Here is a 26,861-nt window from a genome sequence, read left to right on the forward strand (position 1 = left end):
TTGCGCGTCGCGCGTGAAACAGGGTGATTGTGTTATCACGCGGAACTGCGTTGGCTTTTGTTGAGTGCGGCGCAGCATATCCGGGTCGGTGCGCCGCGATTCGTGAGGACAGTCGCAGAAAGAATTCCTGTCGCCCGGCTGTCGCCGGCGGCGACGGCTAACTGTGAGGAGCGCTCATGCGGTCTGTGCTGGCGGACACGCGACGCGGACGCCGGCTCGGCGAGGGCGACGCTCGCCGAGTGATGTCGGTCGCATCCGCGCTCGCACGACGGTTGCGTTTGCGTTGCCGAAGTTTGCGTGCGGCGGAGTACGCTGCTGTCGACGCGGCCCGCGAATTTCCCTGATTTGCGGCGGAATCGATTCGCCGCTCAAACGCCGCATACCCGAATCCGTCGTCGACGTCGTGGAGCGGATTTCGATAGTGCGACGTCGTTCTGATTCAGTCGCGCTTCTTGCGTCCGTTGTCGCGATCGAACTCGCGCTTCACTTCCGCGTCGAGCATGCTCACGCTCATGCGCGCTTCGCGGCCCAGATTGATCGACGCGGCCAACACGAACAACACCCCGCACATGGCCAGGCCGGTGGGCACGCCGCGAAGTCGGTAATCGGTGAATTGATCGATGCCGATCGACAGGCTGGTGGCGACGAAGGCGGTCATCGCCGCGTACAGCAACTGCAGGCAGATCAGGATCAGCCGCACCCGCCGCCGATGCAGGATGATCCGCGCTTCCAGATACTGGCGCGCGTGATCGTCGACGGTGTCTTCCAGCGTCGCCAGTTGCTGGCGCATGCGGTCGACCACGCGGGCCAGACGGTTGTTGGAGGACACCAGCAGCGATGCGGTCGCGGTCAGGAAGAACGCCGGCGTGATCATCGCCGAGACCACGGTGTAGTGGGAGCTTAGTTGCAGCGGGTCGGGCATGGCGGACTCCGGGGTGGGCTGCGGATGCGGGCGAGGGCGGTGCGGACGGCGGCCCGATTCAGGTCGGCGCCTTGGCCCAGCGCTTGACCGCGTTGGCGTGGCCGTGGTCCATCTCCTCGTTGACCGCCTCGACCGCCAGCGAGGATTCGCGCGCCAGCAGCAGGCTGGCGGCGAACATCGCCAGCACGCCGAAGGCGGCCAGAATGGTCGGCACCAGGCCCAGCCGGTAGCCCAGCACCGCGTCGCCGGCCACGGTCAGGCTGGTGCCGACGAAGAAGCTGATCGCGGTGTACAGCAGCTGGCTGCCGCGCAGGATGATGCGGCTGCGCTTCTTCTGCCGCAGGATGTGGCGCTCGACCAACTCGCGTTCTTCCGGGTCCTCGGTCTCGGCCAGTTCCTTGAGCAGCACCCGGGCGCGGTCGATCACCCGGGCCAGGCGGTTGTTGGCCGACAGCAGCAGCGAGGCGGTCGCGGTCAGGAAGAAGGCCGGGGCCAGCATCGCGGTCAGGATCGCGTAGTGGACGTCTGGGGCGCTGGTGCTCATCGCGGCGGCATCGGGGAGGCGGTGGGCTATGATGCCGCGACACGGACACGACGGCGAGGCTATGACCGACAAGACTGCGCACGAGCACCGGCTGATCTGGATCGATCTGGAGATGACCGGCCTGGACACCGACCGCGATTCGATCCTGGAGATCGCCACCGTGGTCACCGACGCGCAGCTCAATGTGCTGGCCGAGGGCCCGGAACTGGCGATCGCCCACCCGCTGGAGCGGCTGGAGGCGATGGACGAATGGAACCGCAACCAGCACGGCAAGTCGGGCCTGTGGAAGCGGGTGATCGAGCAGGGCGTGGCGATGGCCGATGCCGAGAGCCGGACCCTGGATTTCCTCGCCCAATGGGTCGCGCCCAACACCTCGCCGATCTGCGGCAACTCGATCTGCCAGGACCGCCGCTTCCTGCACCGCTGCATGCCGCGGCTGGAGAAGTACTTCCACTACCGCAATCTCGACGTCAGCACGATCAAGGAACTCGCGCGCCGCTGGGCGCCGGACGTGCTGGCCGGGCTGGGCAAGGACAGCAAGCACACGGCGCTGAGCGATGTGATGGATTCGATCGCCGAGCTCAAGCATTACCGCGCGGCGATGGGGAAGTTGGGCGGCGAGGGTGGGTGAGGGTGGCGATTGCGTGCTTGGCGGCGTCGCGACAAGTCGCTGGATCCCCGCGTTCGCGGGGATGACGACCTGCGCGGGGATGACGACCTGGGAGATTCACGACGCAACCTGCCTCACGTCATTCCCGCGAAGGCGGGAATCCAGAGACTTCAGAGTCATGTCGCGATAAGGCCCTGGATCCCCGCGTTCGCGGGGATGACGGCTTGTGATAGCTGCCGCGCACCCGCCTATCGTCATTCCCGCGAAGGCGGGCTCCGCTCCACTTCGGCGGAGCCGAACATCCAGAGACTTCAGAGTCATGCCGCGATAAGGCCCTGGATCCCCGCGTTCGCGGGGATGACGGCTTGTGAGAGCTGCCGCGCACCGACCTATCGTCATTCCCGCGAAGGCGGGAATCCAGAGACTTCAGAGTCATGTCGCGATAAGGCCCTGGATCCCCGCGTTCGCGGGGATGACGATCTGGGAGATTCGCGATGCGACTGTTTAACGTCATTCCCGCCAATGCGGGAATGACGGGCAGGAGCAGAGCGACGCTTAGCCGACGCGAGCCGTCAACTCTTCGGCTTGGCCGGCGCAGCCGCGACATCGCCATCGTCGGCCACCGCCTTGGTCAACACCTCGCCGATCGGCCGCCCGTCGGCATCGTGGTGATACACGTGCAGATCGCGCTGCGGGTACGGAATGTTGAGGCCCTTGCCGATCAGCTCGTTGCGGATGCCTTCGACCAGATCGCTGCGGGTGCGCATCAGGTTGGCGGTCTTGACCCAGGCGCGCAGTTCCAGATTGACGCTGCTTTCGGCCAAGGCCGTCACCAGCACTTCCGGCGCCGGGTCCTGCAACACGTTGGCGTGGGCCTTGGCCAGCGTCAGCAGGGTGTCCTTCGCGGTCTTCAGATCGTCGTCGTAACCCACGCCGACGGTGAGGTCGATCCGGCGCTTGGGGTTGGCGGTGAAATTGATGATGACCGCGGTGGTGATCAGGCTGTTGGGCAGCACGATGACCCGGTTGTCGATGGTGCGCAGGCGGGTCTGGAACACCCGGATCTGCTCGACCGTGCCTTCCACGCCCGCGGCCTGGACGTGATCGCCGGCGCGGAACGGGCGCAGCACGATCAGCATCACGCCCGAGGCGATGTTGGACAACGAGTCCTTCAGCGCCAGGCCGATCGCCAGACCGGCCGCGCCCAGCACCGCCAGCACCGAGGTCATCGGCACGCCGACTTGCTGCAAGGCCGCGACCGCGACCACCACCACCATCGCCGCGTAGGCGATGTTGCGCAGGAAGCCGCGCAAGGTGACTTCCATGTTGGCCCGGGTCATCGCGCGCTCGAGCGCGCGCGACAGCCACTTGGCCAGCCACAGCCCGATCAGCAGCACCGTCAGCGCGCTGAGCAGCTTCAACCCCGAGCTCTGCGCCCAGGCGCTCAGCTTGTCGATGTCCAAGCCGGCCTCAAGTCCCAGCAGGGACTTGGGCACCAGCGCTTGTGCGGCGTCTTGAGCGGGTTGTTTCGCCATCGATCGCTCAGGCCTTGGCCTTCGCCTTGGCCAGACGCAGCCAGGTGTCGACCACGGTGTCGGGATTGAGCGACACCGACTCGATGCCTTGCTCCATCAGCCACTCGGCCAGATCCGGATGATCGCTCGGGCCCTGGCCGCAGATGCCGACGTACTTGCCCTTGGCGCGCGCGGCCGAGATCGCCATCGCCAGCAGCTTCTTCACCGCCGGATCGCGTTCGTCGAACAGGTGGGCGACGATCGCCGAATCGCGGTCCAGGCCCAGGCTGAGCTGGGTCAGATCGTTGGAGCCGATCGAGAAGCCGTCGAAGATCTCCAGGAACTCGTCGGCCAGCAACGCGTTCGACGGCACTTCGCACATCATGATGATCTTCAGGCCGTTCTCGCCCTGCTTGAGGCCGTTCTTCTCCAGCACCTCGACCACCCGGCGGCCTTCGTCCAGCGTGCGCACGAACGGAATCATGACCCAGCAATTGGTCAGGCCCATCTGCTCGCGCACCTTCAGCACCGCCTGGCATTCCAGGGCGAACGCGTCGGAGAACGACGGGTCGACGTAACGGCTGGCGCCGCGGAAGCCGATCATCGGGTTTTCTTCATGCGGCTCATAACGCGAGCCGCCGATCAGGTTGGCGTACTCGTTGGACTTGAAGTCCGACAGACGCACGATCACCGGATGCGGCGCGAACGAGGCGGTGATGGTGGCGATGCCTTCGGCCAGGCGATCCACGTAGAACTGCACCGGATCGCCGCCGTAGCTGGCGATCTTTTCGTCGATCTTCTTCTTGGTCGCCGCATCCTGCGAGGCGTAGTCCAGCAGCGCCTTGGGATGGATGCCGATGTGGCTGGCGATGATCATTTCCAGGCGCGCCAGGCCGACGCCGGCGTTGGGCAGCATGGCGAAATCGAACGCGCGCTCGGGGTTGGCGACGTTCATCATCACCTTGAGCGGCGCCGGCGGCATCTTGTCCAGATCGGCGACATGGCGCTCGAAGGGCAGGGCGCCGTTGTAGATGTAGCCGGTGTCGCCTTCCGAGCAGCTGACGGTGATGACTTCGCCGTCCTTGATCGTTTCCAGCGCATTGCCGGTGCCGACCACCGCGGGCACGCCGAGTTCGCGCGCGATGATCGCGGCGTGGCAGGTGCGGCCGCCGCGGTTGGTGACGATCGCGGCCGAGCGCTTCATCACCGGTTCCCAGTCGGGATCGGTCATGTCGGCGACCAGCACGTCGCCCGGTTGCACCCGGCTCATGTCGTCCAGGCTGCGCACCACGCGGGCCACGCCCGAACCGATCTTCTGGCCGATGGCGCGGCCTTCGGCGATCACTTCGCCGCGCTTTTCCAACTGGTAGCGCTCGATCTGGGTGGCCTTGCCGCGCGACTTCACCGTTTCCGGGCGCGCCTGGACGATGAACAGCTTGCCGCTGACGCCGTCCTTGGCCCATTCCACGTCCATCGGACGGCCGTAATGCTTTTCGATCACCAGCGCCTGCTTGGCCAGCTCATGCACGTCGGCATCGTCGATCGAGAACTTGGCGCGCAGATCGGCCGGAGTGTCCTCGGTGCGCACGCGCTCGCCGGGCTGGTCGGAATAGACCATGCGCAACTGCTTGGCGCCGACGCTGCGGCGCAGGATCGCCGGCTTGCCCTGGCTCAGGGTGGGCTTGTAGACGTAGAACTCGTCCGGATTGACCGCGCCTTGCACGACCATCTCGCCCAGGCCGTAGCTGGAGGTGATGAACACCACGTCGCGGAAGCCCGATTCGGTGTCCAGGGTGAACAGCACGCCGGAGGCGCCGACGTCGGAGCGCACCATCAACTGCACGCCGGCCGACAGGAACACGTCTTCGTGCTTGAAGCCGTGGTGCACGCGGTAGGCGATGGCGCGGTCGTTATACAGGCTGGCGAAGACTTCCTTGACCTTGCGGACGACATCGTCCTCGCCGGTGACGTTGAGGAAGGTTTCCTGCTGGCCGGCAAAGGAGGCGTCGGGCAAATCCTCCGCGGTGGCCGAGGAGCGCACCGCCACGGCCACGTCGCCGCCGCCGTTTTCGCTGCACAGCTTGCGGTAGGCGGCGCGGATGTCCTGGTCCAGGTCCGGCTGCAGCGGCGCGTCGATGACCCAGCCGCGGATTTCGCCGCCGGCCTGATTCAGCGCGGGGACGTCTTCCACGTCCAGCGTGGCCAGCTTGTCGAAGATGCGCTGGTGCAGGTTGTTGTGGGCGATGAAGGCCTTGAACGCCTCCGAGGTGGTCGCATAGCCGCCGGGAACCGATACGCCCAGGTTCGCCAGATTGCCGATCATCTCGCCAAGCGAGGAGTTCTTGCCGCCTACGCGGGCCAGGTCGTTGAGGCGCAGCGCGTGCAGCCAGAGGATGTTCTCGTTCAAGACACACTATCTCCGTGGGGGGCGAGGACGCGTCGGGCGCGGCCAAGACGCTATGATCGCCCGTGCGTCCGGGGCATACAAGCTTGATCCGGCGGGCTTTTTCGTATTGGTGCAGCTTTCCCGAGAGGTTATCGATGGCAGGAACCCGCCCGGTTTTCTACGTTTCCGACGGCACCGGCATCACCGCCGAGACCATCGGCCACAGTCTGCTGACCCAGTTCACCGAAACCCGTTTCGTGACCGACCGCCTGCCTTTCGTCGACAGCGTCGAGCGCGCCCAGGAGGCCGCGGCCAAGATCCGCGAGGCCGCGGTGACCTACGGGGTGCGCCCGGTGGTGATCAATTCGTGCATGGACGGCGAGGTCGGCGCGGCCCTGGCCGAGAGCGGGGCGCTGATGCTGGACGTATTCGCGCCGTTCATCGAGCCGCTGGAGCGGGAGCTGCACGAGACCCGCCAGCGCCGGATCGGCCAGGCCCACGGCATCGCCGACTTCGATACGTATCACCGGCGCATCAACGCGATGAACTTCGCCCTGACCCACGACGACGGCCAGAGCGTGGACTACAACGACGCCGACCTGATCCTGGTAGCGGTTTCACGCGCCGGCAAGACCCCGACCTGCGTGTATTTGGCCCTGCATTACGGCGTGCGCGCGGCCAACTACCCGCTGACCGAGGAAGACCTGGAGCACGACCGCCTGCCGCCGCGGCTGCGGCCCTACCGCAACAAGCTGTTCGGCCTGACCATCGACCCGGTGCGGCTGCAGCAGATCCGCCAGGAACGCCGGCCCAACTCGCGCTACGCCCAGTTCGACACCTGCAAGCGCGAGGTCGCCGCGGCCGAGACGATGTTCCGCGCCGAGCGGATTTCGACGTTGAGCACGACGCATACCTCGATCGAGGAGATCGCCAGCAAGGTGCTGACGACGTTGGGGATTCATCGCGAGATGTTCTGACTTGGGGCGGGGGAGCGGGGTGCGGGTGGTTCCACCGCGCTCCCGTCTGCCGTCATTCCCGCGCAGGCGGGAATCCAGAGACTTCAGAGACATGTCGCGATAAAGCCCTGGATCCCCGTGTTCGCGGGGATGGCGGCTTGAGAGAGACGCCGCGCGGCTACCTATCGTCATTCCCGCGAAGGCGGGAATCCAGAGGCTTCAGAGCCATGCCGCGATAAAGCCCTGGATCCCCGCGTTCGCGGGGATGGCTGCTTGAGAGAGGCGCTGAGCAGCTACCTATCGTCATTCCCGCGAAGGCGGGAATCCAGAGGCTTCAGAGTCATGCCGCGATAAAGCCCTGGATCCCCGCGTTCGCGGGGATGACGAGCGAAGGCATACCGCGATCGGCGACCTCACAACGTTCCGCTCAAGCGCCATCGATGATGGATAAGAGTTGCGCGGCAGGCGCGCAAACACGCATCGCCACGACATCGCACGGGACGGTCAAGAAAGAGCAGGGAAGTCCGTCGCCTCGAAGGCTGAATGGGCCGCCGGTTCGAGCCTGCGTGGAGGCTCCGGCGCGCATCGCGAAAGAGCCTATAAATTAAGGGTTTTCGGCCGTTTCGTCAATCCTGCCGCGAGCGCCTTTACAAGAGTAGGATCGCGTGCATGAGCCAATCCGCTTCCCGCTTCGCGCGCATCCCCAAACTCAGCCGCTTCGGTTGGCTGATGGGCCTTTACTCCGAGAACCACGAACGCCTCACCCGCATGTTCGCGCCGGCCGGACTGGCGCGCGGCACTTACTTGTCCAGCGTCGGCGACGGCCTGGACTTGCGCCTGGACGTGATCGAGCAACATCGCTACACCACCGAAATGCGCTTGACGTATGCGCTGTTGGACCCGCTGACCGGCGAGCCCGATCCCTCCGCCTATCTGCGCCTGTACCACGATGCGCATCAGGTCGAGGCCACCCATTGCTACGTCGGCCGACGCTGGCAGGACGCCATCGGCATGTACCCGCCGCCGGCCCAAGTGATCGGTCACCGGATGCGGATGAATACTTTTTTAGGAAAGTGGCTCGAGTATCTAGCGGAACGTGGCCATGGCATGGCAAGATTGCGCCCCGTCGAACACGACCCGGCTTCACCCGATCCACACGGACCTGGTTTAGCCGGAGCGGCAAAAAAACTTAGCGATGACCGCTTGACGACATCGCTGAATAGCCGCTAAGATGTTCGTCTTTCCAGCACGTGGGGCCATAGCTCAGCTGGGAGAGCGCTACAATGGCATTGTAGAGGTCGCCGGTTCGATCCCGGCTGGCTCCACCACTCTTCAGAATTGAAAGGGTTTTTGAAGGGTTAGCTGCAAGTACAAATCAGTTTTGTCCCCATCGTCTAGAGGCCTAGGACATTACCCTTTCACGGTAGCGACCGGGGTTCGAATCCCCGTGGGGACGCCAAACACGAATCAGGGCTCGGGAAACCGGGCCCTGATTCGTTTTGCGTGGGCGAAAGAGCGTGTTCGGCTTCAACGCGGCGATGCCGAGGCGGTCGTGGCGATTGTCGAAAAACAGGCGGCAGGGCAACCTGATCGACGGCCCCTTGGGAGATAAGGAATGGTCGCCAAGCGCATATTTCGTTCGGATGAGAGCTTCGATGCGGAGGGGATCACGCGCAGCATGATTCCTGCGTTCCTCGAGTCGCGCGGGTTCACCGCCATCAGCGATGAACAACGATCGTTCGGGAAGACCGTGCAGCAGATCATTCGCGCCCGGAATCCTTCGGGCGAGCTGATCGCCGCTCATGTCCGGCTGTGTTGGCATCGAGAGAAAGGCAACCACAAGCAGCAGCGCTACTCAGCCACGCAGTTGCTATCGAAGATTCGGGACGGGAACTGGATCGAATCGCTGGAAGCCAAAGTAAGGCGGGACCGAGCTAAAGGCGCGACCCATACGCTGGTAGTTCAGCGAGAAGGGGACCGCATCAGCGATGCTGTGCTTATTCCGCTGGCTCAGCTGGTCGAGGCCTGGGCGGCGCAGCGCGATCTCAGCGCGGCGTTGATAGCTGAAGGCCGATTCAGGCACAAGCGAAAGAACCATGCCATGAACGGTTCGAGCCCGACGCTGTGGCTGCATGATGAGCAAGCTCCGGAACTGCGAAACGTACTGCGCACAAGACCGGGCGTGGTAGATCTGATGGAGGAACGCCCGGCGGGTGGTCATCCTGCGTCGGACGACACGTTCGACGATCTGCTCGGTATCGACGCGGCCTTGCTTGGAAACGACGGGGCCGTGCGAATCCAGGTCGTACGCTCGTATGTCAAGCGCGATGAGAAAGTGCGTGCGGCGGTAATCGCGCGTGCGCGCGGCAGCTGCGAGCGTGAAGGGTGCGGTGCATCGCGCGATTTCCGCGGCTTCCTCGATGTCCACCATATTCTTGGCGTCGACAAGAGCGACCGCGTCTGGACCTGCGTGGCGCTCTGTCCTAACTGTCACCGCGAGGCGCATCTTTCTCCGCAGGCCACTAAGATCAACGAGCAGCTATCCACGTTCGCGAGCCAATTCAAGGGTACTGGCGGGCGGGCCGAATCGCCGCGCTGACTAGAAGGGCGGAGAGGGAGCAAGCGTCGAATTTCGCGCCAGTCGGGCGCCAAGGCGACTGGATGGAGGGTCGACAAAACGGGCGACGGCGATACCGCCGTCGCCCGCCTTGAGTGCGGCTGACTTCGAACTCAGTCGGCCGAGGCGGCGTACATGCCGTTGTGCACGGTCTCCAGGATGTCGTTGTAGCTGCCGGTCGACCACTCCTGCCCCTTGCGCGGCGCATACAGCGTCATCGTCGCCGGGATCGCGCGCGTGGCGGGCTGGCTCAGCGAGCGGTCGAATTCGGCGACGGCTTCGAGCAGCTTCTTGGTCTTGAGCTTGGCCGGGTCGCCCTTGGCCGCCAGCACCTCTTGCAGGCGCGCGTTCAGCGCCGGCACGGTGCATTCGAGTTCGACGTTGCTGATGCGGCCGTTCTTGACGTGTTCGTTGGCCGTTTCCTGGTTCGACACGCCGCGGCACTGGGCGGTGGCGGCGAGCTGGTTCACCCGCTTGATCGACGCGGCGATGGCGGGCTTGGCCTTTTTCTTGTCGACCTTGGGCATGTCTTCCAGGATCGCGTCGGCGAAGCCCTGGTACTGCTGTTCCAGGCTGCTGGTGTCGGCCAGTTCGGTGAGGTCGAAGGCTTCGCCGGTGGAATACTGCGGCTTGAGGTAGGCGTTGAGCTGGGTGGCGGCTTCCACGTCCTGCCTGAGCGCGACGCGGGCGTAGAGTTCGGCGACCTGCTCGGGCTTCATGGTGTTCTTGGGCGCGCGCGACTTGGCGGCCTTGGGCGGCTTGGCCGCGTGCGCCGGTTCCAAGGCCGGTGCGAGCACGGCCGGGATCAGCAGGGCGGCGAGAAGGGCGTTGCGGAGGGTGTTGAGGGGCATGCTGCGATCCTTTGCGGAATATTGAGGCTTAAGGGCCGCTCGAAGCGGCCGCTGGGTGGGAGGGGCCGGTGGACGGCCGCCGCTACAGCTAGACGAACGAGGGCACCCGTTCCAGTACGCCGCCGGCGTAGTCGCGCTGGAACGGCAGGTCCGGGCGGTGGGCGTAGCCGATATAGCAATCGCAGCGGGCGTTGGGGCAGGCGCGGCGGCGCAGTTGCGCGGCGAAGCTGCCGTCGTACAGGTTGCCCAGCGGCTCGGCGACGAAATGGCAGCGGCGCACGTCGCCGTCGCCGTCGACCGAGACCACGTTTTCGCCGGTCAGGCACGGCGCGCCGAGGCTCGGCGCGGGTTCGAGGTTGTAGCGGAAATGCGGGTCGATCGCTTGCAGGCGTTCGATCTGGGCCGGGTCGTAGTAACCCGGCGGACGTTCGTCGTAGGCGTTGAGCCACAGCGGCGTGGTCGGCGGAAGCTGCGCGCGCATGGCTTCGATTTCGTCCATGTGCTCATGCATCGCGACCATGCCGATGCTGTGGCGCACGCCGCGGCGGGTGAGTTCGCGGCAACGCGCCAGGAAGGCCGCGCGGGTGACTTGGCTGGGGTGGTAGGTGCACCACAGCGCCAGCTTGCTCAGATCGGCCTGCTCCAGCCAGCGCATGCCGATGCACAGATTGGTCTGGATCGCGACCCGACGCAGTTGCGGCAACTGGCTCAGGGCGACCATCGCTTCGCGGTAGTGGCGACGCACCAGGCCTTCGCCCCACGGGGTGAACAGGATCGACAGCTGCGTATCCTGCCGCTGCGCCCAATCGACGAAACGGGCCAGATCTTCGGCGTCGCGGCGCAACGCGGCGCGGGTGTCGTAGGTCTTGGCGAACGGGCAATAGCCGCAGTCGTAATTGCAGCTGCTCAGGCGGCCGCGATAAAGAATCGACAGATGCGCGTTCGGCCCGAGCATGCTCAATCCAGCCGGTAGTCGTGCATGCGCTCGGCGATCTGCGCCGAGGTCAGCCACGGGCCGATGGTGTCGGCGCGGGCCAGGCCGGCTTCGGTCAGTTCGAGCAAGCCGTCGCTGGCGACGGCCAGGCCGAGGTCGAACAATTCGCGCAACTGCGGCAGGTCGTCCAGGCAATCGGCGCCGAAGCGCTCGCGGTAGGCGACGCGGTCCAGGCCCGGGCGGATCAGCAGCGATTGGATCGCGTGGCGGCGGCGTTGTTCGTCCTCGCTCAGGCGGATGCCGTAATCGGCGTAGGCGAACGAGTCCGGTTCGCGGGCGAGGTAGTGATCGAGAATCTCGGCGACGCTGCGCCGGGCCACGCCGTACTCGCTGGAATAGTGCAGGCCGGAAGCGTACGAGCGTGCGCCGCAGCCGATCCCGACCATGCCGTCGCTCTGGCAGCAGTACACCGGCGCGGCGATGTCCGGGGCGTGCGGCGCGCGGAACATGCGCATCGACACTTGCTGGTAACCGGCGGCGAGCAGGCGTTCGCGTCCGGCGCGGTACAACGCCAGACGGTCGTCGAGCGGTTCGGGTTGCAGGGCGAAGCCGCCGCGTTCGCCCTTTTTCGCTTCGATCCGGCCCAATCCGGTCAGCGGACGCACGTACAGCGGGTAGAGGTAGATTTCTTCCGGCGCGTGGGTCAGGGCGCTGTCGATGGAGGCGAGGAAACTCGACTGGGTCTGCCCGGCGATGCCGTAGATCAGGTCCAGGTTCATCGTGGCGATGCCGGCGGCGCGGATCGCATCGATCGCTTGTTCGACCACCGCGCGTTGCTGCGGCCGCACCAGGGTGCGCACTTCGGCGTCGCTGAAACTCTGGATGCCCATGCTGACCCGGTCGATGCCGCGTTCGCGGCACAGGCGCAGTTTGTCCAGGTCGACGGTTTCCGGCGAGACCTCGATGCCGGCGGGGACCGCGCGCAGGTCGATGCTGGCGTGGCGTTCGACCAGGTCGAAGACCCGCCGCAGTTGTTCGCTGTCCAGATAGCTCGGGGTGCCGCCGCCGAGGGCGAAGCGGACGAAGCGATGATCGCCCAAGGCTTGCGCGGTCGCGCGCAGCTGATGTTCCAACTGGCCCAGATAGGCCTCGACCTTGGCCGCATCCGGCCGCGCCAGGGCGAACAGATTGCAGAAGCCGCAGCGGTAGGAACAGAACGGGATGTGCAGGTACAGGAACAACGCGTCGCGGCGTTCGCCGGCCCACAGTTCGGCCAGCGATTGCGCCGGTTGCAGCGGACGGTACGCGGTCTTGTGCGGGTAGGAGTACGAGTAGGCCTGATACGGCGGCAAGCGCAGCAGTTCGGCGAGGCTGGGCGGAGTGGCGGTCTGGACGATGGCGTTCATGGATCGAGCAGGAAATGCGCGTAGGGCACGGTCATCACCGTCTCGTGGGCGAGGCGATGGCCGTGGTAGCCGTCTTCGCCGTAAGCGGTGCCGTGGTCGGAGCAGACGATGGCGAAGGCGCCGCCGCGCGCGCGCAGTGCGGCGAACAGCGGCGCCAGTGCGCCGTCGACGTAGCGCAGCGCGGCGCAGTGGCTGTCGTAGCCGTCGTGCTCGGCGCCGGGCAGGTAATGGCGATTGGGTTGGTGCAGGGCGGAGACGTTGATGAAGACGAAGCAGCGCCGTTCGCGCGCCTGATCGCTGGCCAGCCGTTCGCAGGCCAGCGCGACTTGGCGTTCGGTCGAGCCGGGCGCGGTTACGCCCAAGTCCGGATGCCAGTGGCTTTCGTCGAACAGATCCGGGAACTGCGAACCCAAGGGATTGCGCTTGTTGAAGAATCCCACGCCGCCGATGCAGATGCAGCGGTAACCGACGTCGCGCAGGCCGGAGACGATGTCGGCGCGGTAGCGGAACACATAGGTGTCCGTGGCGGTGGTTTCGCTGCCTTCGAAATCCAGCGCGAACAGCCGCGGATGCGGGCCGGGCCGGGCGGGCGTCGGCAAGAAGCCGGCGAAGAACGCGGCATGCGCGGCGTAGGTGAAGCTGCCGGGGGTGTGGCGTCGCTCCCAGCCTTGCGCCGGCAGATAGCGGCCCAGCACCGGCAGTTCGCCGCGTTCGAAGCAGTGCTGGGCGGCGTCGTAACGCAAGGTGTCCAGGGTGATCAGCAGCAGATCGCGGTGACCGACGATCGCGTGCATGTCGGGGTTGTCGAAGCGGGCGCCGGACTCAGGCATGGGCCGGCTCCGCCAGGGCGCGCGCGGACAGCGCGGCTTGGTCTTGGTAGGTGCTGTGGCCTTGCCACGGCAGGCTCAGCAGCAGATCGCCGAAGGCGTTGGCTTCCAGAATCCAACTGCGGCCGTCGCGCAGGATCAGGTCGAAGCCGATCATGCGGCTGCGCGGGAAGGCCGCGGCGGCGCGTTCGGTGGCGTCTTCCAGCAGGCCCGCGGTCTGCGTGTCGAGCCAATCGGCGAGCGCGCCGCGGCGGTTGCCCAGATGCAGATTGGTCAGCGGCGTGCGGCTGATCCGGGCCAGGCGATGGCGCGCGCGTCCGTCCAGGGCGATGGCGCGGATGTCGTAATGGCCGGCGCCGTCCGGCGCGCGCGGCTTGGCGATCCAGCGCTCGGCATAGGCGCCTTGCGCGGCGACGGCGTCGACCGCTTGCGCGATTTGGCGCGGGTCGGTGTAACGGCGCGGGCGCAGCGAGTTGTAGATCCGGGGCTGGTCGCGGTCGTCGCGTTCGTGGTCGGCCAGTTCGGCCGAGCCGTACAGCACTTCGCGGCCGCGGCGGTCGCGGCGATAGGCCAGCACGCCGGCGCCGGAGGAGCCGTAACGGGCCTTGATGAAGACCTGGCCGCTGCCGAGTTCGCGCAGTTGCGCGTAGCCGTCGACGTCGCCCAGCAAAGGCGGAATCGCAACGCCCTGGGCCTGCAACCACTGCTGGCAATCGTGCTTGTCGCTCATCCGCAGAATGTCGTCGGGCGGGTTGAGGTAGTTGGCCTCGCGCGGCAGGGCTTGCAGCAATGCGCGGAATCCGGCGTACCAGTAATGCTGATACGCCAGTTCGCCGTGACCGAGCGCGCGCGGCCGCGGCCCGGGTTGGCCGAGCGCGCGCCAGCCGCGCTCGATCAGCGCGGTGTGCAACTGCGGCGCCTCGCCGGTCGATTCGATCTTCACCAGCGCACGCGGCCGCCGTGCGATCGCATCGGCGGCCAACTCAGGCGCCTCCAGCAGGCGCTCGTAATGCAGCTCTTCGGCCGCGGGCAGGCCGCGCTCATGCAGGGCCTGTTGCAGCCCCAGGATCCGGCGGCTGCCGCGCGGGCCGATCAGCAGCCAGCCGGGATCGGCCACGGGCTACTCGGCTACGGCGACGTAGCGCTCGCCGTCGTCCTCGTCTTCATGATCGTCCAGAACCACTTCGCAGGGCAGGGCGCGCAACTTTTCCTGCCACTGCGGCGAGATGTAGTGGTGACTCAGATCGATGCGTTCGATCGAACCCAGGTACGGGCTTTCGGCCAGGGCTTGCGCGCCGACGTCGCCGATGGTGCCCAGCGACAGATCCAGGGTGCGCAGCGAACCCAGCCACGGCTGTTGCGCGACCCAGGCCGCGACTTCATCGCTGATTTCCGAATCGCGCAGGCCCAGATAACGCAGCCGGGTCGGGTCGATTTCGCCGAGCAGGTTCTGATACGGGGCCAGGCCGCCGTCGAAACCGTAGCCGTCGCTGCCCAGCCACAGCTCCAGATGGTTCAAGGCCGGCAGGGTCGAGCCGGCGATGGCGTCGACGATCGTCGACGGCAGGCCGCCGCATTCGATCGCCAGTTCTTCCAGCGCCTCGTGCTGGAACGCCTGCAGCTCCAGATTGGTCGAGCCGCGGATGCGCAGCGATTGCAGTTGCGGGAACGCGGCCAGCAGCGGGTTGTAGGAGGTCTGGATGATCCAGGAGATCTCGCAGTCCTCGTAGGTCATGTCGCCGATGAACAAGGCCTTGAGCGCGGGCAGTTGCGCGCGGCGTTCGATCAGCGTGTCCAGGTAGCCCTGCGGGCCTTCGTCGTGGGCCTCGCTCCAGGCGCCGATGATCAGCGCTTCCAGGCTGGCCGGATCGACCTGCGACAAGAAACTTTCGAGCAACTCGCGCTGGCTTTCGGCGCTGTCGTAGTCCTGGGTCAGGCGGTAAACCACATCGCCGCCGGCGGGCGTGTCGCCCATCTGGAAGTTGACGACGCGTTTGCCGCGGTAGATCTGCGAGTACTCGCCGATGGTCACGAGGGGCTCCTTGCCTGCCTTTAGGTAGCCGGCAGCATACAGAAGGACCGGCGACGGTTGTAAGCGGCGCCGCTGCCGTTGGCCCGGTCAGACCCAGCCGGTGAGGTAGAACGTCGCGATCACCACGAACACCGCCGCGGTCTTGATCAGCGTGATCGCGAAGACGTCCTTGTAAGCCTGACGATGGCTGAGCCCGGTCACCGCCAACAGCGTGATCACCGCGCCGTTGTGCGGCAAGGTGTCCATGCCGCCGGAGGCCATCGACGCGACCCGGTGCAGCACGTCCATCGGAATGCCCGCGGCCTGGGCGTTGGCGATGAAGGTGTCGGCCATCGCCGCCAGGGCGATGCTCATGCCGCCGGAGGCCGAACCGGTGATGCCGGCCAGCGCGGTCACGGTGACGGCCTCGTTGACCAAGGGGTTGGGAATCGCGCCGAGCGCGTTGGCGACCACCAAAAAGCCCGGCAGCGCCGCGATCACCGCGCCGAAGCCGTACTCGCTGGCGGTGTTCATCGCCGCCAGCAACGCGCCGCCGATGGCGGCCTTGCTGCCTTCGGCGAAGCTGGCCGTCACCGGTTTCCAGGCGAACGCGAGCACTGCGGCGATGCCGATCAGCAAGGCGCCTTCGACCGCCCAGATCGCGGCGATCTTCGACACCTCCTGGACCACCGGCGCGGCGTCGCCGATCACCGCCGGATCGAAGCTGTGCTGCTTGCCGTAGACCTGCGGCAGCCAGGTGCTGAAGAGTTTGTTGGAGACGCCGACCAACAGCAGCGGCGTGATCGCCAGTAGGGGGTGGGCGAGTTTTCCGCCGACGAACGGCGCCGGTTCGTTGAGCAGGTTCTGGCCGTAGCCTTCGCCGGCTTTCAATGCGGCGCGCCGGCGCCAGTTCAGATACAGCAGGCCGACGATCAGGATGAATACGCCGCCCAGGCTGCCCAGGATCGGCGCGGCCCAGGTGTCGGTACCGAAGAACGCGGTGGGAATGATGTTCTGGATCTGCGGTGTGCCCGGCAACGCGTCCATGGTGAAGGTGAACGCGCCCAGGGCGATGGTGCCGGGAATCAGCCGCTTGGGGATGTCGCTTTGGCGGAACAGCTCGGCGGCGAAGGGATACACCGCGAACACCACCACGAACAGCGACACGCCGCCGTAAGTCAGCAAGGCGCAGACCGCGACGATGGCCAGCATCGCGCGTTCGCGTCCGACCAGGCGGATGGTCGCGGCGACGATCGATTTGGAGAAGCCGGAGGTTTCGATCAGCTTGCCGAAGATCGCGCCGAGCAGAAACACCGGGAAATACAGCTTGAGAAAGCCGACCATCTTGTCCATGAACAGGCCGGTGAACATCGGCGCGACCAGGCTGGGATCGGTCAGCAACACCGCGCCCAGCGCCGCCACCGGCGCGAACAGAATCACGCTGTGGCCGCGGTAGGCGACATACATCAGAAAGCACAGCGCGGCCAACACGATCACAAACGCCATCGATTCGATTCCCCAGCGGACGACGCGGGCGGCTTGGCCCGGTTGCGCGCAGTGTCGGCAATGCGCGGGCGCGCGGGGCATTGTCCGAAGGTACAGCTGCCGGCTGCGATCGGCGTCTCATAGGCTGTGCGCCATGACGGGGGAGCGCGCCTCCACCGTCGCTGGCGGCCCGCGCAATGCGGGCGGTAGGGATGCGACGGCGACGGTGGCTTTGATGCGGCCGGACGGGATTGGGGAGGAGAACCGAGTGAAGTTGAGCAAGCAGATTCGACGCCAGGGCTTGAGCCTGGCGATTGCGGCGGCGCTGGTGGCGCCGACGGCGTGGGCGCAAGACACCGCTGCGGACGCGCAAGCCAAGACCCTGGGCGGGGTCACCGTGACCGCGCGCAAACGCGAGGAGACCTTGCAGGAAGTGCCGGTGGCGATCACCGCCTTCACGCCCGAGGCACTGGACCGGCTCAACGTCGAAGACCTCAGCGATCTCGACGCGCAAGTTCCCAACCTGACCATCTACGCCGCGCGCGGTTCCAGCAGCACCATCACCGCCTACATCCGCGGGGTGGGCCAGTCCGATCCGCTGTGGGGCGTGGACCCGGGCGTGGGCATCTACATGGACGATGTCTATATCGCCCGTCCGCAAGGCGCCTTGCTGGATGTGTTCGACGTCGAGCGGATCGAAGTGCTGCGCGGCCCGCAAGGCACGCTATACGGCAAGAACACCATCGGCGGCGCGATCAAATACGTCTCGCGCGGCTTGCCGACCCAGTTCGACGGTTTCGCCCAGGTGTCGGTCGGCAACTACGGCCAGCTCGACGTCAAGGCCGCGGTGGCCGGGCCGATCGGCGGCGCGACCCAGGGCGGCGATGCGACCTTGCGCGGGCGCTTGTCGGTCGCCAGCCTCAATCGCGACGGCTACGGCAAGAACATCGTCACCGGCCAGGACGTGAGCGACAAGGAAATCCTGGCCTTGCGCGGCAGCCTCGGCGCCTACGTCAGCGACGCGCTGGACATCCAGTTCGCGTTCGATTGGATGGACGACCAGTCCGGCGTGCGCGGCGCCAAGATGCTGGCGCCGAACCGGTTCGCCCCGGGCGTGGCGCCGCTGGACAGCCGCTACGACATCCGCAGCGGCATGCCCAACGTCAACGACACCACCATCAAGGGCGCCTCGGCCACGGTCAACTGGCGCGCCAACGAGGACTGGAGCGTCAAGTACGTGCTGGCCAAGCGCGAGTCCGACACCGAGACCAACATCGATTTCGATACCTTGCAGAACAAGATCGCCGACGTGAAAGCGTTCTACAGCGATCAGCAGGTCAGCCACGAGTTGCAGCTCAACTACGACGGCGGCGGCCGCGCGCGCGGGGTGATGGGCGTGTACGCCTTCGACGGCGAGGCCGGCGGGCAGGTGTTGAACAACTTCTTCAACCTCAGCTTCGGCGACACCCAGGGCACGGTCTATACCGATTCGATCGCGTTCTACGGCGATTGGACCTTCGATCTGACCGACAAGCTCAAGCTCGACGTCGGCGCGCGTTATACCGATGAGGACAAGCGTGCCAAGGTGTTCAATCAGGGTTATCGCGACCCGAACTTCACCGTGCCCAGCGGCGTGATCGCGGCCAACTTCGACCGCAAGATCAACTTCCAGAACACCTCGCCGAAGGTCTCGCTGGATTATCAGATTGCGCCGGACATCCTGCTGTACGGTCTGGCCACCCGCGGCTTCAAGTCCGGCGGCTACAACATCCGCGCCCAAGCCGCGGCGGTGCCGCGTTCGGCCGAGCCGTTCGACGATGAGGTGGTCGACAGCTACGAGATCGGCAGCAAGATGGCGTTCTTCGATCAGCGCCTGTTCTTGAACCTGTCGTACTTCCACAACAAGTACAAGGACATCCAGCTGTCGGTGTTCACCGCTTACGACAGCAACGGCGACGGCACCAACGACGCGTTCTTCGGCGATTTCACCAACGCAGGTTCCGGTACGGTGAAGGGCCTGGAAGTCGAGTACCAATGGCTGCCGAGCGAGCACTGGCTGATTTCCGGCAACCTGGCGTGGCTGGACGCGAAGTACGACGAGTTCATGTATGCCGGCGTCAATATCGCCAGCGAGCAGGAATTCACCAACGCTCCGGAGTTCTCCGGCGCGTTGAACGTGGAGTACCGCACCGATTTGTCCGGCGGCGGCAATCTGTCGGCGCGGGTGGGGTATAGCTATCAGAGCGACGTGGTCGCCACCACCGAGATCGTCCGCACCGGCGCGTTGCCGATCACCCAGGACGGGTACGGTCTGGTCAATGCGGGCGTGACCTGGAAGAGCGGTGGGCCGTGGACGGTGTCGTTGCAGGGCAGCAATCTGGCGGACAAGGAATACCGCACCACCGGTTACAGCTTGAACTCGGCCTTGGGTGTTTACACCGGGTTCTATGGGCCGCCGCGGCAGTACACGTTGTCGGTCAAGTACGACTTCTGATCGCGAAACGGGGAGTGCGGCTTGGACGCTGCGGCGGGCCCGCGCTCATTGAGCGCGGGCTCGTGTTTTTTAGGGGCAAGAGCAAATCCCCCCTGGCCCCCCCTTTTGCAAAGGGGGGAACGCGTTAGGTGGGTGATGGGGTAGTTGAGACGGCGCTGAGGCCTCGTTGCCGGGTAAAGCACCCCGTGTGCCTTTGCCGTTCCCCCCTTTGAAAAAGGGGGGCAGGGGGGATTTGCTTTTGCTCCCACCACACCCCTCCCACTATCCTGCGCCGATGCGCCCGCCTGCATGCCCATGCTGAACCTCACCACCGTAGCCCTGGCCAGCCTGGCCTGGCTCGCGTTGATGTTCGGCACGGCGCTGTTCGCCGAGCGCCGGCCCAACGTGCTGGCCAAACATTGGCGGCACATCTACGCGCTGTCGCTGGCGGTGCATTGCACCTCCTGGACCTTCTACGGCACCGTCACCCAGGCCGCGCGCTACGGCTGGCCGTTGCCGCCGACCTTTCTCGGTTCGATCCTGTTCTACGCCCTGGCCGTGGGCTTCATGGTCCGGCTGGTCAAGCTGGCGCGCGAGACCAACGCGACCTCGCTGGCCGATCTGATCGCGACCCGGCTGGGCAAGGACGCGTGGCTGGCGGCGACGGTGACCCTGATCGCCGCGCTCGGTCTGATTCCCTACATCGCCTTGCAGCTCAAAGCGGTGGCGATGAGCTTCGCGGTGTTGACCACGCCCGCCAGCGAGGGTGCGGTGTTGCCGGCCTGGCGCGACAGCGCGCTGTACGTGGCGTTGGCGATGGCCTTGTTCGCGATGCTGTTCGGCACGCGCCGGGCCAGCGCGGCCGAGCACAATCGCGGGCTGGTGTTGGCGATGGCGTTCGAGTCGGTGTTCAAGCTGGCGGCGATGCTGGCGCTGGGCGCGTTCGTCTGGTTCGGCCTGGGCGATTTGCCCGCGCCGGCGATCGCGCCTACGCCCGCGCCGGAGGCGACCGGTTTCGCGCCGCTGGTGCTGTTGGGCGCGCTGGCGATGTTCATCCTGCCGCATCAGTTCCACGTGGCGGTGGTGGAATGCCGCGATGAGCGCGACGTGCGTACCGCGCGTTGGCAGTTCCCGCTGTATCTGCTGCTGATCGCGCTGCCGGTGTTGCCGCTGGCCAAGGTCGGCCAGTCCTTGCTCGGCGCGCAGGTGCCGTCGGATTTGTACGTGCTGGCGCTGCCGCTGGCGCAGGGCAATCACGGCTTGGCCTTGTTCGCGTTTCTGGGCGGGCTCAGCGCCGCGACCGGCATGGTCGTGGTCAGCACGCTGACCTTGAGCCTGATGATCGGCAACCATTGGTTCGCGCCGAATCTGTTGCGCGGCGCGTGGTCGCGCAATCGCGATCTGCGCGGCCGGGTGCTGGCGCTGCGCCGCGCCGGCATCGTCGCGATCATGTTGCTGGCGTGGGGTTACAGCCGCTTGATCGCGGGCAGCGAGGCGCTGGCCGATGTCGGCGCGGTTTCTTTCTCGGCCTTGGCGACGTTGGCGCCGGCCTTGGCGTTCGCGGTGTGGCGGCCGCAGACGCCGCCGCGTGCGGCGATCGCCGGCATCGCCGCGGGTTTCGCGGCGTGGGCCTGGGTGTTGCTGTTGCCGATGGTGTTCGAAGCGCGCGGCGCGGCGCCGGCGTGGTTGCACGAGGGGCCGCTGGGCTGGCAATGGCTGGCGCCGGAACGCTTGTTCGGCCTGACCGGCTGGAGCCGGCTCGGCCGCGCGGTCGGCGCCAGTCTGTTCGTCGGCGCCTTGGTGACGGTGCTGGTGGCGATGCGTCGCCGCGAAGCGCCGCGCGATGCGCGCCGCGGGCTGGATGCACAGACGCTGCGCGATGCCGGCCTGCGTTTTCTGCCGCGCGAACGGGTGGCGCAGTTGCTCGACGGCGTGGCGCTGGGCGCGCCGGTGGCGGCGGCGGTGGAGGCCGGGGTCGAACGCGAGTTGGCGGCGGTGCTGGGTTCTTCCTCGGCGCGGGTGCTGCTGGACGCGGCGCGGCGCGAAGCCGGGCGCGATCTGGATACGGTCGCGGCGATCGTCGGCGAGGCCTCGGCGGATCTGCGCTTCAACCAACGCGTGCTGGAAGCGGCGTTGCAGAACATGAGCCAGGGCATCAGCGTGGTCGATGCGCAGTTGCGTCTGGTGGCGTGGAACCGGCGCTATGCCGAGTTGTTCGGTTATCCGCCGGAACTGCTGCAAGTCGGCCGGCCGATCGAGGACCTGGCGCGCTGGGCGATGCAGCGCCTGCCGCTGCAGGGCGATCTGGACACCGCGCTGGAACGGCGTCTGGCGTTCATGCGCGCCGGCACCGCGCATTTGTCCGAGCGGGTGCTGGCCGACGGCAGCATCGTCGAGATCCGCGGCAACCCGATGCCCGGCGGCGGCTTCGTCGCCACCTTCACCGACGTCACCGCGTTCCGTCGCGCCGAGGCCGGGCTGATCCAAGCCAACGAGACCTTGGAGCAACGCGTGGCCGAACGCACCGCCGATCTGGAAGTGGCGACCCGCGAGGCCGAGCGCGCCAACGAGGCCAAGAGCCGCTTCCTCGCCGCGGTCGGGCACGACCTGATGCAACCGCTGCACGCCGCGCAATTGTTCACCGATTCCTTGAGCCAACAACTGGCCGATCCGGATCAGCGCGCCACCGCCGCGCGGATCGGCGGCGCGCTGGATGCCACCGGCGATCTGCTGACCGGTTTGCTCGACATGTCGCGTTTGCAGGCCGGCGGACTGGTGCCGCAGCCGCGCGAGTTTCCGCTCAGCGAAGTGCTCGACCCGCTGGCGGCCGAATTCGCCGCGATCGCCGCCGCGCGCGGCCTGCGTTTCCGTTACGTCGCCACCCGCGCCTGGACCCGCAGCGATCCGCAACTGCTGCGCCGGGTTCTGCAGAATTTTCTCGCCAACGCGGTGCGCTACACCGCGCAAGGGCGAGTGCTGCTGGGCGTGCGCCGCCGCGGCGCGCTGCTGGAAGTGCGGGTGCACGATTCCGGCCCGGGCATCGACCCGGCGCAGCAGCGGGCGATCTTCGAAGAGTTCCGCCGCGGCCCCGATGCGCCGGGGCAGGGCCTGGGGCTGGGTTTGTCGATCGCCGACCGCATCGCGCAATTGCTAGACGCGCCGTTGACCTTGCACAGCCGGCTCGGCCACGGCACCGCGTTCGGCGTGCGGCTGCCGGCATTGCGCACGGCCTCGCCGCCGGCCGCGGCGCTCAGCGCCCGATCCGGGCTCAGCGGTTTGCGGGTGTTGACCGTCGACAACGACGCGCAGGCGTTGGCGGCGCTGGGCGAAGTGCTGGCGCGCTGGGGTTGCCGGGTCGACGCGGTCGCCGACGGCGAAGCCGCGCGCGCGGCGATGCGCGATCAGCCGGCCGCGTTGTGGCTGTTCGACTTCCACCTCGACCACGACGACACCGGCCTGGCCTTGGCGCAGCGGCTGAGCGAGGAGTTCGGCGCCCGGCCTTGTTTGCTGCTCAGCGCCGACGCCGGCGCCCAGGTGCGCCAGGCCGTGCACGAGGCGGGGCTGTCGCTGCTGGCCAAACCGGTCAAGCCCTTGGCCTTGAAGTCGGTGCTGGACCGGCTGCTGGCGGCCGGCGCGGGGTCGCGCTGACCTTACAGCGAGGCGGCGAAAGGCGGCCTCAGCGCACGTCGGCGATGACGGCTCGGGGTGGAGGAAATGTCAAGAAAATTCCGTGGCGATTTTTTGGCCAAACCTATTGCAATGCTTATGTCACAAAGCGTTGCGGCCGATCGCGACCTCACTGTCCGCAGGTTTGTCCACAGGCTGTGTGGACAACCTCGGGGGCGTGGAACGTCGGCGAAGATGAATCCGATGGTGGGGCGAGGTGAGAGAAGGTGAGCGGCGTGCGAGGGCGATTGGGTGTCGGCGCGATGGGGGAATTTGTGAAGGTCGATTTCACTGCGCTTGGGTTTTGCTTGCGTCGGGTCTGAAGCAGCTGAACATCCTCCCCGAACGTCGTTCCCGTGAGCGTGGGAATCCAGCGCCAAGAGCCTTCAGCGCGATCTCCACAGAACGTCATTCCCGCGAAGGCGGGAATCCAGAGACTTCAGCGTCATCCCGCCAGGACGTCATTCCCGCGAACGCGAGAATTCATTGACTTCGAACGTTCTCGCACGAAAGGCCCTGGATATTCGGCTCCGCCGAAGTAAAGCGGAGCCCGCGTTCGCGGGAATGACGGTCTGGGGAGATCGCGCTGAAGGCTCTTGGCCCTGGATGTTCGGCTCCGCCGAAGTAAAGCGGAGCCCGCGTTCGCGGGAATGACGTTCTTGAGGGAGATCGGTTTGTCGATGCTTTTCAGCGCATTCGGCGGCGTCGCGGGCGAAGCATCAACCGGCGCCGGCGCCGCAGCGCGTCAAACCAAAATTACTCTTCGATCCGCCGCGCCGGATCGGCCAACTCCAACTCCCGCAACACCACCCCCGCCTGAGTGCGATTGCGCACCCCAAGCCGATCGAAGATCGCCGACAAATGCGCCTTCACCGTCCGCTCCTGCACATCCAGCCGATCGGCGATCTGCTTGTTCAACAACCCTTGCGCAACCAGACTCAGCACCCGGAACTGCTGCGGCGACAGACTCGCCAGCCGCGAAGCCAGATCCGCATCGCCGCGTTCGCTATGGGTACGCGCCACCGCCGCGCGCAGCGACGCCGGCAGCCATTGCTCGCAGGCCAGCACCGCGCGGATCGCGTCGCGCAGTTCGTCCAGTCCCGAACTCTTGGGCAGATAACCGGCGGCGCCGTGATCGAGCGCGCGGCGGACCACGCGCGGGTCGTCGTTGGCCGAGACCACCGCGACCGCGGTGCCCGGATATTGGGCGCGGATCGCCGCCAGCCCGGCCAGGCCGTGATTGCCGGGCATGTGCAAGTCGAGCAAGACCAGGTCGATGCCGGGTTCGGCCTCCAGCGCGGCCAGGGCGTCGTCGAGCGTGCCGGCCTCGCGCACCACCGTCTCGGGCACGGCATCGGCCGCGGCCTGGCGCAGCGCGGCGCGGAACAGCGGGTGGTCGTCGGCGATCAGCAAAGTCGGCATCGGCCAAGCCTAACAGGCCGCGGCGGCCGCTCCGCGCCGCAACCGGGCCCGGGCGCACGGCCGGCCCGGCTGTACGAAAGTACGATGAGCGGCGCACGCCGACTTGTTAGCCTGCTGCAATGAGCGCCCACCCCTTACCCATCGCCGCGGCTTGCGCCGCCGTTCTGTTGTTGGCCTGCACGGCCGCCTCGCCGACGCCGGCCGCAGCCGCCACGCGCGGCGCCAAGGCGGCCGCGGCGAAACCCGCCAAGGATTCGACTTCGATGTTCAGCCAGCTCCGCCAGACCGAACACCGCGGCGAGCACGACGATCTGCTCAGCGCCGGCCTCGGCCTGGACGGCCTGCGCGCGCTGGTGCCGCCGGCGTTCGCCGATGCGGCCCATCCGACCCCGGCCGAGCTGCGCCGTCGCGCATTGTGGTCGAACTGGCGCGGCATCGCCGATCTGGCGCCCGGCGGCGGCTATGGTGAGCTCTACGGCAGCCTGGCCAAGGTCGAGGGCCGCGAGTTCAGCGCGTTCGCGACCGTGCCCGGAGCGAAACAGCCGCATCGCGTATTGGTGCAGGTGCCGGACGGTTTCGATCTGGACAAGCGCTGCATCGTAGTCAGCGCCTCATCGGGTTCGCGCGGTATTTACGGCTCGATCGCGGTCGCCGGCGCCTGGGGTTTGCCGAAAGGCTGCGCGGTGGCCTACACCGACAAGGGCGCGGGCACCGATTATTTCGATCTCGACGCGGGCTTGGGCGTACGCGCTGACGGAACCGTCGGTTCGCCCGAAGACGGCGACCTGGCGTTTCTGCCCGACGCCGAGCAGCGCAAGGACGGCCGCGGCGTCGCGTTCAAGCACGCGCATTCGGGCGACAACCCCGAGGCCGATTGGGGACGGCATGTGCAACAAGCCGCGCAGTTCGCGCTGAACGCGCTCGATCGCGCGTTTCCGAAGCGCGCACCGTTCACCTTCGCCAATACCCGGGTGATCGCGGTCGGCATTTCCAATGGCGGCGGTGCGGTGCTGCGCGCGGCCGAGTTGGCGGGCGAAGACGGCAAGGGCTGGCTCGATGCGGTCGTGGCCGGCGAACCCAATGTCTACGTCGAAGGCGCGCGTCCGTTGTACGACTACGTCACCGAAGCCGCGGTGCTGATGCCCTGTGCGCTGTTGCATAAACCACTGGGCGCGATGCCTGTGGCTCCGATCGGCGGTGGGCCGGCCACAGGATATTGCGAAGTCGCGGTGCAGACGGGCCTGCTGAGCCCCGACGCCGAAGCGGACCGGCTGGCCAAAGCGGGCATGTCGACCGCAGAGGCGACACAGGCCTTCGACACCTTGTATGCGGCGCGCGCGAAACGCGCCTACGAACTCTTGCGCGGCAAGGGCTGGAGCGATGAGGCCCTGCGTGCTGGCGTGCTGTCGGTGAATTTCGAATTGTGGGGTGCGGTCGCTGCGACGTATGCCTCGGCTTATGCGCGGGTTGCGCCAGCGGGTAATTCCAAAACGATCAATCAACCTTGGCCGCGTTACGACTACGCCGCGGGCACGTCGAGTAACGCCGGCCAGCTCCGGCAACCACGCGCGGCCACCGCCGAAGAGCGCGCGGCATGGTGGTCCGATGCCAGCGGCATTCCGCCCGGTGCGGGCGTGTACCTGTTCCCGACCATGACCAACCGCATGTTTACCGACGTGCATTCGCTGGTCGACTTACGGCGGCTGTGGACCGGTGTGGACGCGGCCGATCCTGCGGTCGGGTCGGACTATAAGGTCGCGTCGGAGCAAGGACGTCGCGTGCGCGCGGGCGTCGAACAGACCCGCGCTTCGGCGCCGCGCAAGGATCTGCCGATCGTGGTCGTGCACGGACTCGACGACGGCCTGATCCCGCCGGCCTTCAGCAGCGCGCCTTACGCGGCGATGGCGCAGAAAGCCGGCGCGAAGCTGAGTTACTGGCAGATCAAAAACGTCCAACACTTCGACGCCTTCCTCGGCTTGCCGGCGCTGAGTTCGCGTTATCTGCCGTTGCTGCCGTATGTCTACAGCGCGCTGGACCGAGTCGACGCGCATCTGGACAGCGGCGCGCCGCTCCCGGCCGACGCGGTGATCCAGACCACGCCGCGGGCACAAGGGCAGGGACTGAAGGCAGAGAACCTGGCGATTCCCCAATAAGCCAACACCCGTCAAGCGCCTAAACCCATCGCCCCCTTTGCAAAAGGGGGCAAGCGCCCGACGCAGTCCCGCTGCAAACGAAAC

General features: G+C 66.7%; 19 protein-coding genes and 2 tRNA genes. 9 read left to right on the forward strand and 12 right to left on the reverse strand.

The features are described 5' to 3' along the window. Positions 1-439: 439 nt before the first annotated feature. Both V7787_RS11400 and V7787_RS11405 read right to left on the reverse strand, forming a co-directional pair. A complete protein-coding gene (locus V7787_RS11400; RefSeq protein ID WP_336088192.1) occupies positions 440-922 on the reverse strand; it encodes a DUF2721 domain-containing protein in 483 nt (160 codons plus the stop codon). A 58-nt stretch (positions 923-980) separates the two neighbouring features. Next, positions 981-1,466, reverse strand: a complete 486-nt coding sequence (locus tag V7787_RS11405) for a DUF2721 domain-containing protein (RefSeq protein WP_336088194.1) — start codon at positions 1,464-1,466, stop codon at positions 981-983. Positions 1,467-1,527: 61 nt separating this feature from the next. Between V7787_RS11405 and orn the strand changes: the two genes are divergently transcribed. After that, complete coding sequence (orn, locus tag V7787_RS11410) at positions 1,528-2,097, forward strand: oligoribonuclease (RefSeq protein ID WP_336088197.1); 570 nt, start codon at positions 1,528-1,530, stop codon at positions 2,095-2,097. A 551-nt stretch (positions 2,098-2,648) separates the two neighbouring features. On the opposite strand, the gene V7787_RS11415 is transcribed toward orn, so the two are convergent. Both V7787_RS11415 and ppsA read right to left on the reverse strand, forming a co-directional pair. After that, a complete protein-coding gene (locus V7787_RS11415) occupies positions 2,649-3,611 on the reverse strand; it encodes a mechanosensitive ion channel family protein (protein ID WP_336088199.1) in 963 nt (320 codons plus the stop codon). A gap of 7 nt (positions 3,612-3,618) precedes the next feature. Next, the gene (gene ppsA / locus V7787_RS11420; RefSeq protein WP_336088202.1) at positions 3,619-5,997 is read right to left on the reverse strand and encodes a phosphoenolpyruvate synthase; all 2,379 of its coding nucleotides are present in this window, start codon (positions 5,995-5,997) and stop codon (positions 3,619-3,621) included. Positions 5,998-6,131: 134 nt separating this feature from the next. Between ppsA and ppsR the strand changes: the two genes are divergently transcribed. From ppsR to V7787_RS11445, 5 genes are all read left to right on the forward strand, one after another. Beyond that, complete coding sequence (gene ppsR / locus V7787_RS11425) at positions 6,132-6,953, forward strand: posphoenolpyruvate synthetase regulatory kinase/phosphorylase PpsR (RefSeq protein ID WP_336088205.1); 822 nt, start codon at positions 6,132-6,134, stop codon at positions 6,951-6,953. A gap of 648 nt (positions 6,954-7,601) precedes the next feature. Then, the gene (locus V7787_RS11430) at positions 7,602-8,162 is read left to right on the forward strand and encodes a DUF1249 domain-containing protein (RefSeq protein WP_336088207.1); all 561 of its coding nucleotides are present in this window, start codon (positions 7,602-7,604) and stop codon (positions 8,160-8,162) included. 22 nt (positions 8,163-8,184) lie between these two features. Then, positions 8,185-8,260 (forward strand) — tRNA-Ala (locus V7787_RS11435). A gap of 55 nt (positions 8,261-8,315) precedes the next feature. Continuing rightward, positions 8,316-8,391: transfer RNA gene (locus V7787_RS11440), tRNA-Glu, on the forward strand. A 156-nt stretch (positions 8,392-8,547) separates the two neighbouring features. After that, on the forward strand, positions 8,548-9,531 hold the full coding sequence (locus V7787_RS11445; protein ID WP_336088209.1) for an HNH endonuclease signature motif containing protein: 984 nt from the start codon (positions 8,548-8,550) through the stop codon (positions 9,529-9,531). A gap of 131 nt (positions 9,532-9,662) precedes the next feature. Here V7787_RS11445 and V7787_RS11450 read toward each other — a convergent pair whose 3' ends face one another. From V7787_RS11450 to V7787_RS11480, 7 genes are all read right to left on the reverse strand, one after another. After that, positions 9,663-10,400, reverse strand: a complete 738-nt coding sequence (locus tag V7787_RS11450) for a hypothetical protein (protein WP_336088211.1) — start codon at positions 10,398-10,400, stop codon at positions 9,663-9,665. Between the two features lie 88 nt (positions 10,401-10,488). Further along, entirely contained in the window at positions 10,489-11,355 is an 867-nt protein-coding gene (locus V7787_RS11455) for an STM4011 family radical SAM protein (RefSeq protein ID WP_336088213.1), read from the reverse strand. A 2-nt stretch (positions 11,356-11,357) separates the two neighbouring features. Next, the gene (locus tag V7787_RS11460; protein WP_336088215.1) at positions 11,358-12,740 is read right to left on the reverse strand and encodes an STM4012 family radical SAM protein; all 1,383 of its coding nucleotides are present in this window, start codon (positions 12,738-12,740) and stop codon (positions 11,358-11,360) included. Then, on the reverse strand, positions 12,737-13,570 hold the full coding sequence (locus tag V7787_RS11465) for an STM4013/SEN3800 family hydrolase (RefSeq protein ID WP_336088217.1): 834 nt from the start codon (positions 13,568-13,570) through the stop codon (positions 12,737-12,739). The genes V7787_RS11460 and V7787_RS11465 overlap by 4 nt, the downstream gene beginning before the upstream one ends. Continuing rightward, positions 13,563-14,684 carry an STM4014 family protein gene (locus V7787_RS11470; RefSeq protein ID WP_336088220.1) on the reverse strand — a complete coding sequence of 374 codons (1,122 nt, stop codon included), beginning with the start codon at positions 14,682-14,684 and terminating at the stop codon, positions 13,563-13,565. The genes V7787_RS11465 and V7787_RS11470 overlap by 8 nt, the downstream gene beginning before the upstream one ends. A 3-nt stretch (positions 14,685-14,687) precedes the next feature. Continuing rightward, positions 14,688-15,599, reverse strand: a complete 912-nt coding sequence (locus V7787_RS11475) for an STM4015 family protein (protein WP_336088222.1) — start codon at positions 15,597-15,599, stop codon at positions 14,688-14,690. 87 nt (positions 15,600-15,686) lie between these two features. Next, positions 15,687-17,084, reverse strand: a complete 1,398-nt coding sequence (locus V7787_RS11480) for a GntP family permease (RefSeq protein WP_336088224.1) — start codon at positions 17,082-17,084, stop codon at positions 15,687-15,689. A 247-nt stretch (positions 17,085-17,331) separates the two neighbouring features. Here V7787_RS11480 and V7787_RS11485 point away from each other — a divergent pair, with 247 nt between their 5' ends. Together V7787_RS11485 and V7787_RS11490 are read left to right on the forward strand one after the other, a co-directional pair. After that, a complete protein-coding gene (locus V7787_RS11485) occupies positions 17,332-19,557 on the forward strand; it encodes a TonB-dependent receptor (RefSeq protein ID WP_336088226.1) in 2,226 nt (741 codons plus the stop codon). Between the two features lie 288 nt (positions 19,558-19,845). Next, a complete protein-coding gene (locus tag V7787_RS11490; RefSeq protein WP_336088228.1) occupies positions 19,846-23,184 on the forward strand; it encodes a hybrid sensor histidine kinase/response regulator in 3,339 nt (1,112 codons plus the stop codon). Between the two features lie 774 nt (positions 23,185-23,958). Here V7787_RS11490 and V7787_RS11495 read toward each other — a convergent pair. Then, the gene (locus tag V7787_RS11495) at positions 23,959-24,624 is read right to left on the reverse strand and encodes a response regulator transcription factor (RefSeq protein WP_336088230.1); all 666 of its coding nucleotides are present in this window, start codon (positions 24,622-24,624) and stop codon (positions 23,959-23,961) included. 119 nt (positions 24,625-24,743) lie between these two features. On the opposite strand from V7787_RS11495, the gene V7787_RS11500 reads away from it, so the two are divergent. Beyond that, positions 24,744-26,777 carry a 3-hydroxybutyrate oligomer hydrolase family protein gene (locus V7787_RS11500; protein ID WP_336088232.1) on the forward strand — a complete coding sequence of 678 codons (2,034 nt, stop codon included), beginning with the start codon at positions 24,744-24,746 and terminating at the stop codon, positions 26,775-26,777. Positions 26,778-26,861: the final 84 nt, after the last annotated feature.

It is taken from the genome of Pseudomonas sp. CGJS7, assembly GCF_036961695.1.

Excerpts from the sequence above, each read along its gene's own strand:
- V7787_RS11400 (WP_336088192.1), bottom strand. The coding sequence starts at position 922 with ATGCCCGACCCGCTGCAACTAAGCTCCCACTACACCGTGGTCTCGGCG.
- V7787_RS11405 (WP_336088194.1), bottom strand. The coding sequence starts at position 1,466 with ATGAGCACCAGCGCCCCAGACGTCCACTACGCGATCCTGACCGCGATG.
- orn (WP_336088197.1), top strand. The coding sequence starts at position 1,528 with ATGACCGACAAGACTGCGCACGAGCACCGGCTGATCTGGATCGATCTG.
- V7787_RS11415 (WP_336088199.1), bottom strand. The coding sequence starts at position 3,611 with ATGGCGAAACAACCCGCTCAAGACGCCGCACAAGCGCTGGTGCCCAAG.
- ppsR (WP_336088205.1), top strand. The coding sequence starts at position 6,132 with ATGGCAGGAACCCGCCCGGTTTTCTACGTTTCCGACGGCACCGGCATC.
- V7787_RS11430 (WP_336088207.1), top strand. The coding sequence starts at position 7,602 with ATGAGCCAATCCGCTTCCCGCTTCGCGCGCATCCCCAAACTCAGCCGC.
- V7787_RS11445 (WP_336088209.1), top strand. The coding sequence starts at position 8,548 with ATGGTCGCCAAGCGCATATTTCGTTCGGATGAGAGCTTCGATGCGGAG.
- V7787_RS11450 (WP_336088211.1), bottom strand. The coding sequence starts at position 10,400 with ATGCCCCTCAACACCCTCCGCAACGCCCTTCTCGCCGCCCTGCTGATC.
- V7787_RS11455 (WP_336088213.1), bottom strand. The coding sequence starts at position 11,355 with ATGCTCGGGCCGAACGCGCATCTGTCGATTCTTTATCGCGGCCGCCTG.
- V7787_RS11460 (WP_336088215.1), bottom strand. The coding sequence starts at position 12,740 with ATGAACGCCATCGTCCAGACCGCCACTCCGCCCAGCCTCGCCGAACTG.
- V7787_RS11465 (WP_336088217.1), bottom strand. The coding sequence starts at position 13,570 with ATGCCTGAGTCCGGCGCCCGCTTCGACAACCCCGACATGCACGCGATC.
- V7787_RS11480 (WP_336088224.1), bottom strand. The coding sequence starts at position 17,084 with ATGGCGTTTGTGATCGTGTTGGCCGCGCTGTGCTTTCTGATGTATGTC.
- V7787_RS11490 (WP_336088228.1), top strand. The coding sequence starts at position 19,846 with ATGCCCATGCTGAACCTCACCACCGTAGCCCTGGCCAGCCTGGCCTGG.
- V7787_RS11495 (WP_336088230.1), bottom strand. The coding sequence starts at position 24,624 with ATGCCGACTTTGCTGATCGCCGACGACCACCCGCTGTTCCGCGCCGCG.
- V7787_RS11500 (WP_336088232.1), top strand. The coding sequence starts at position 24,744 with ATGAGCGCCCACCCCTTACCCATCGCCGCGGCTTGCGCCGCCGTTCTG.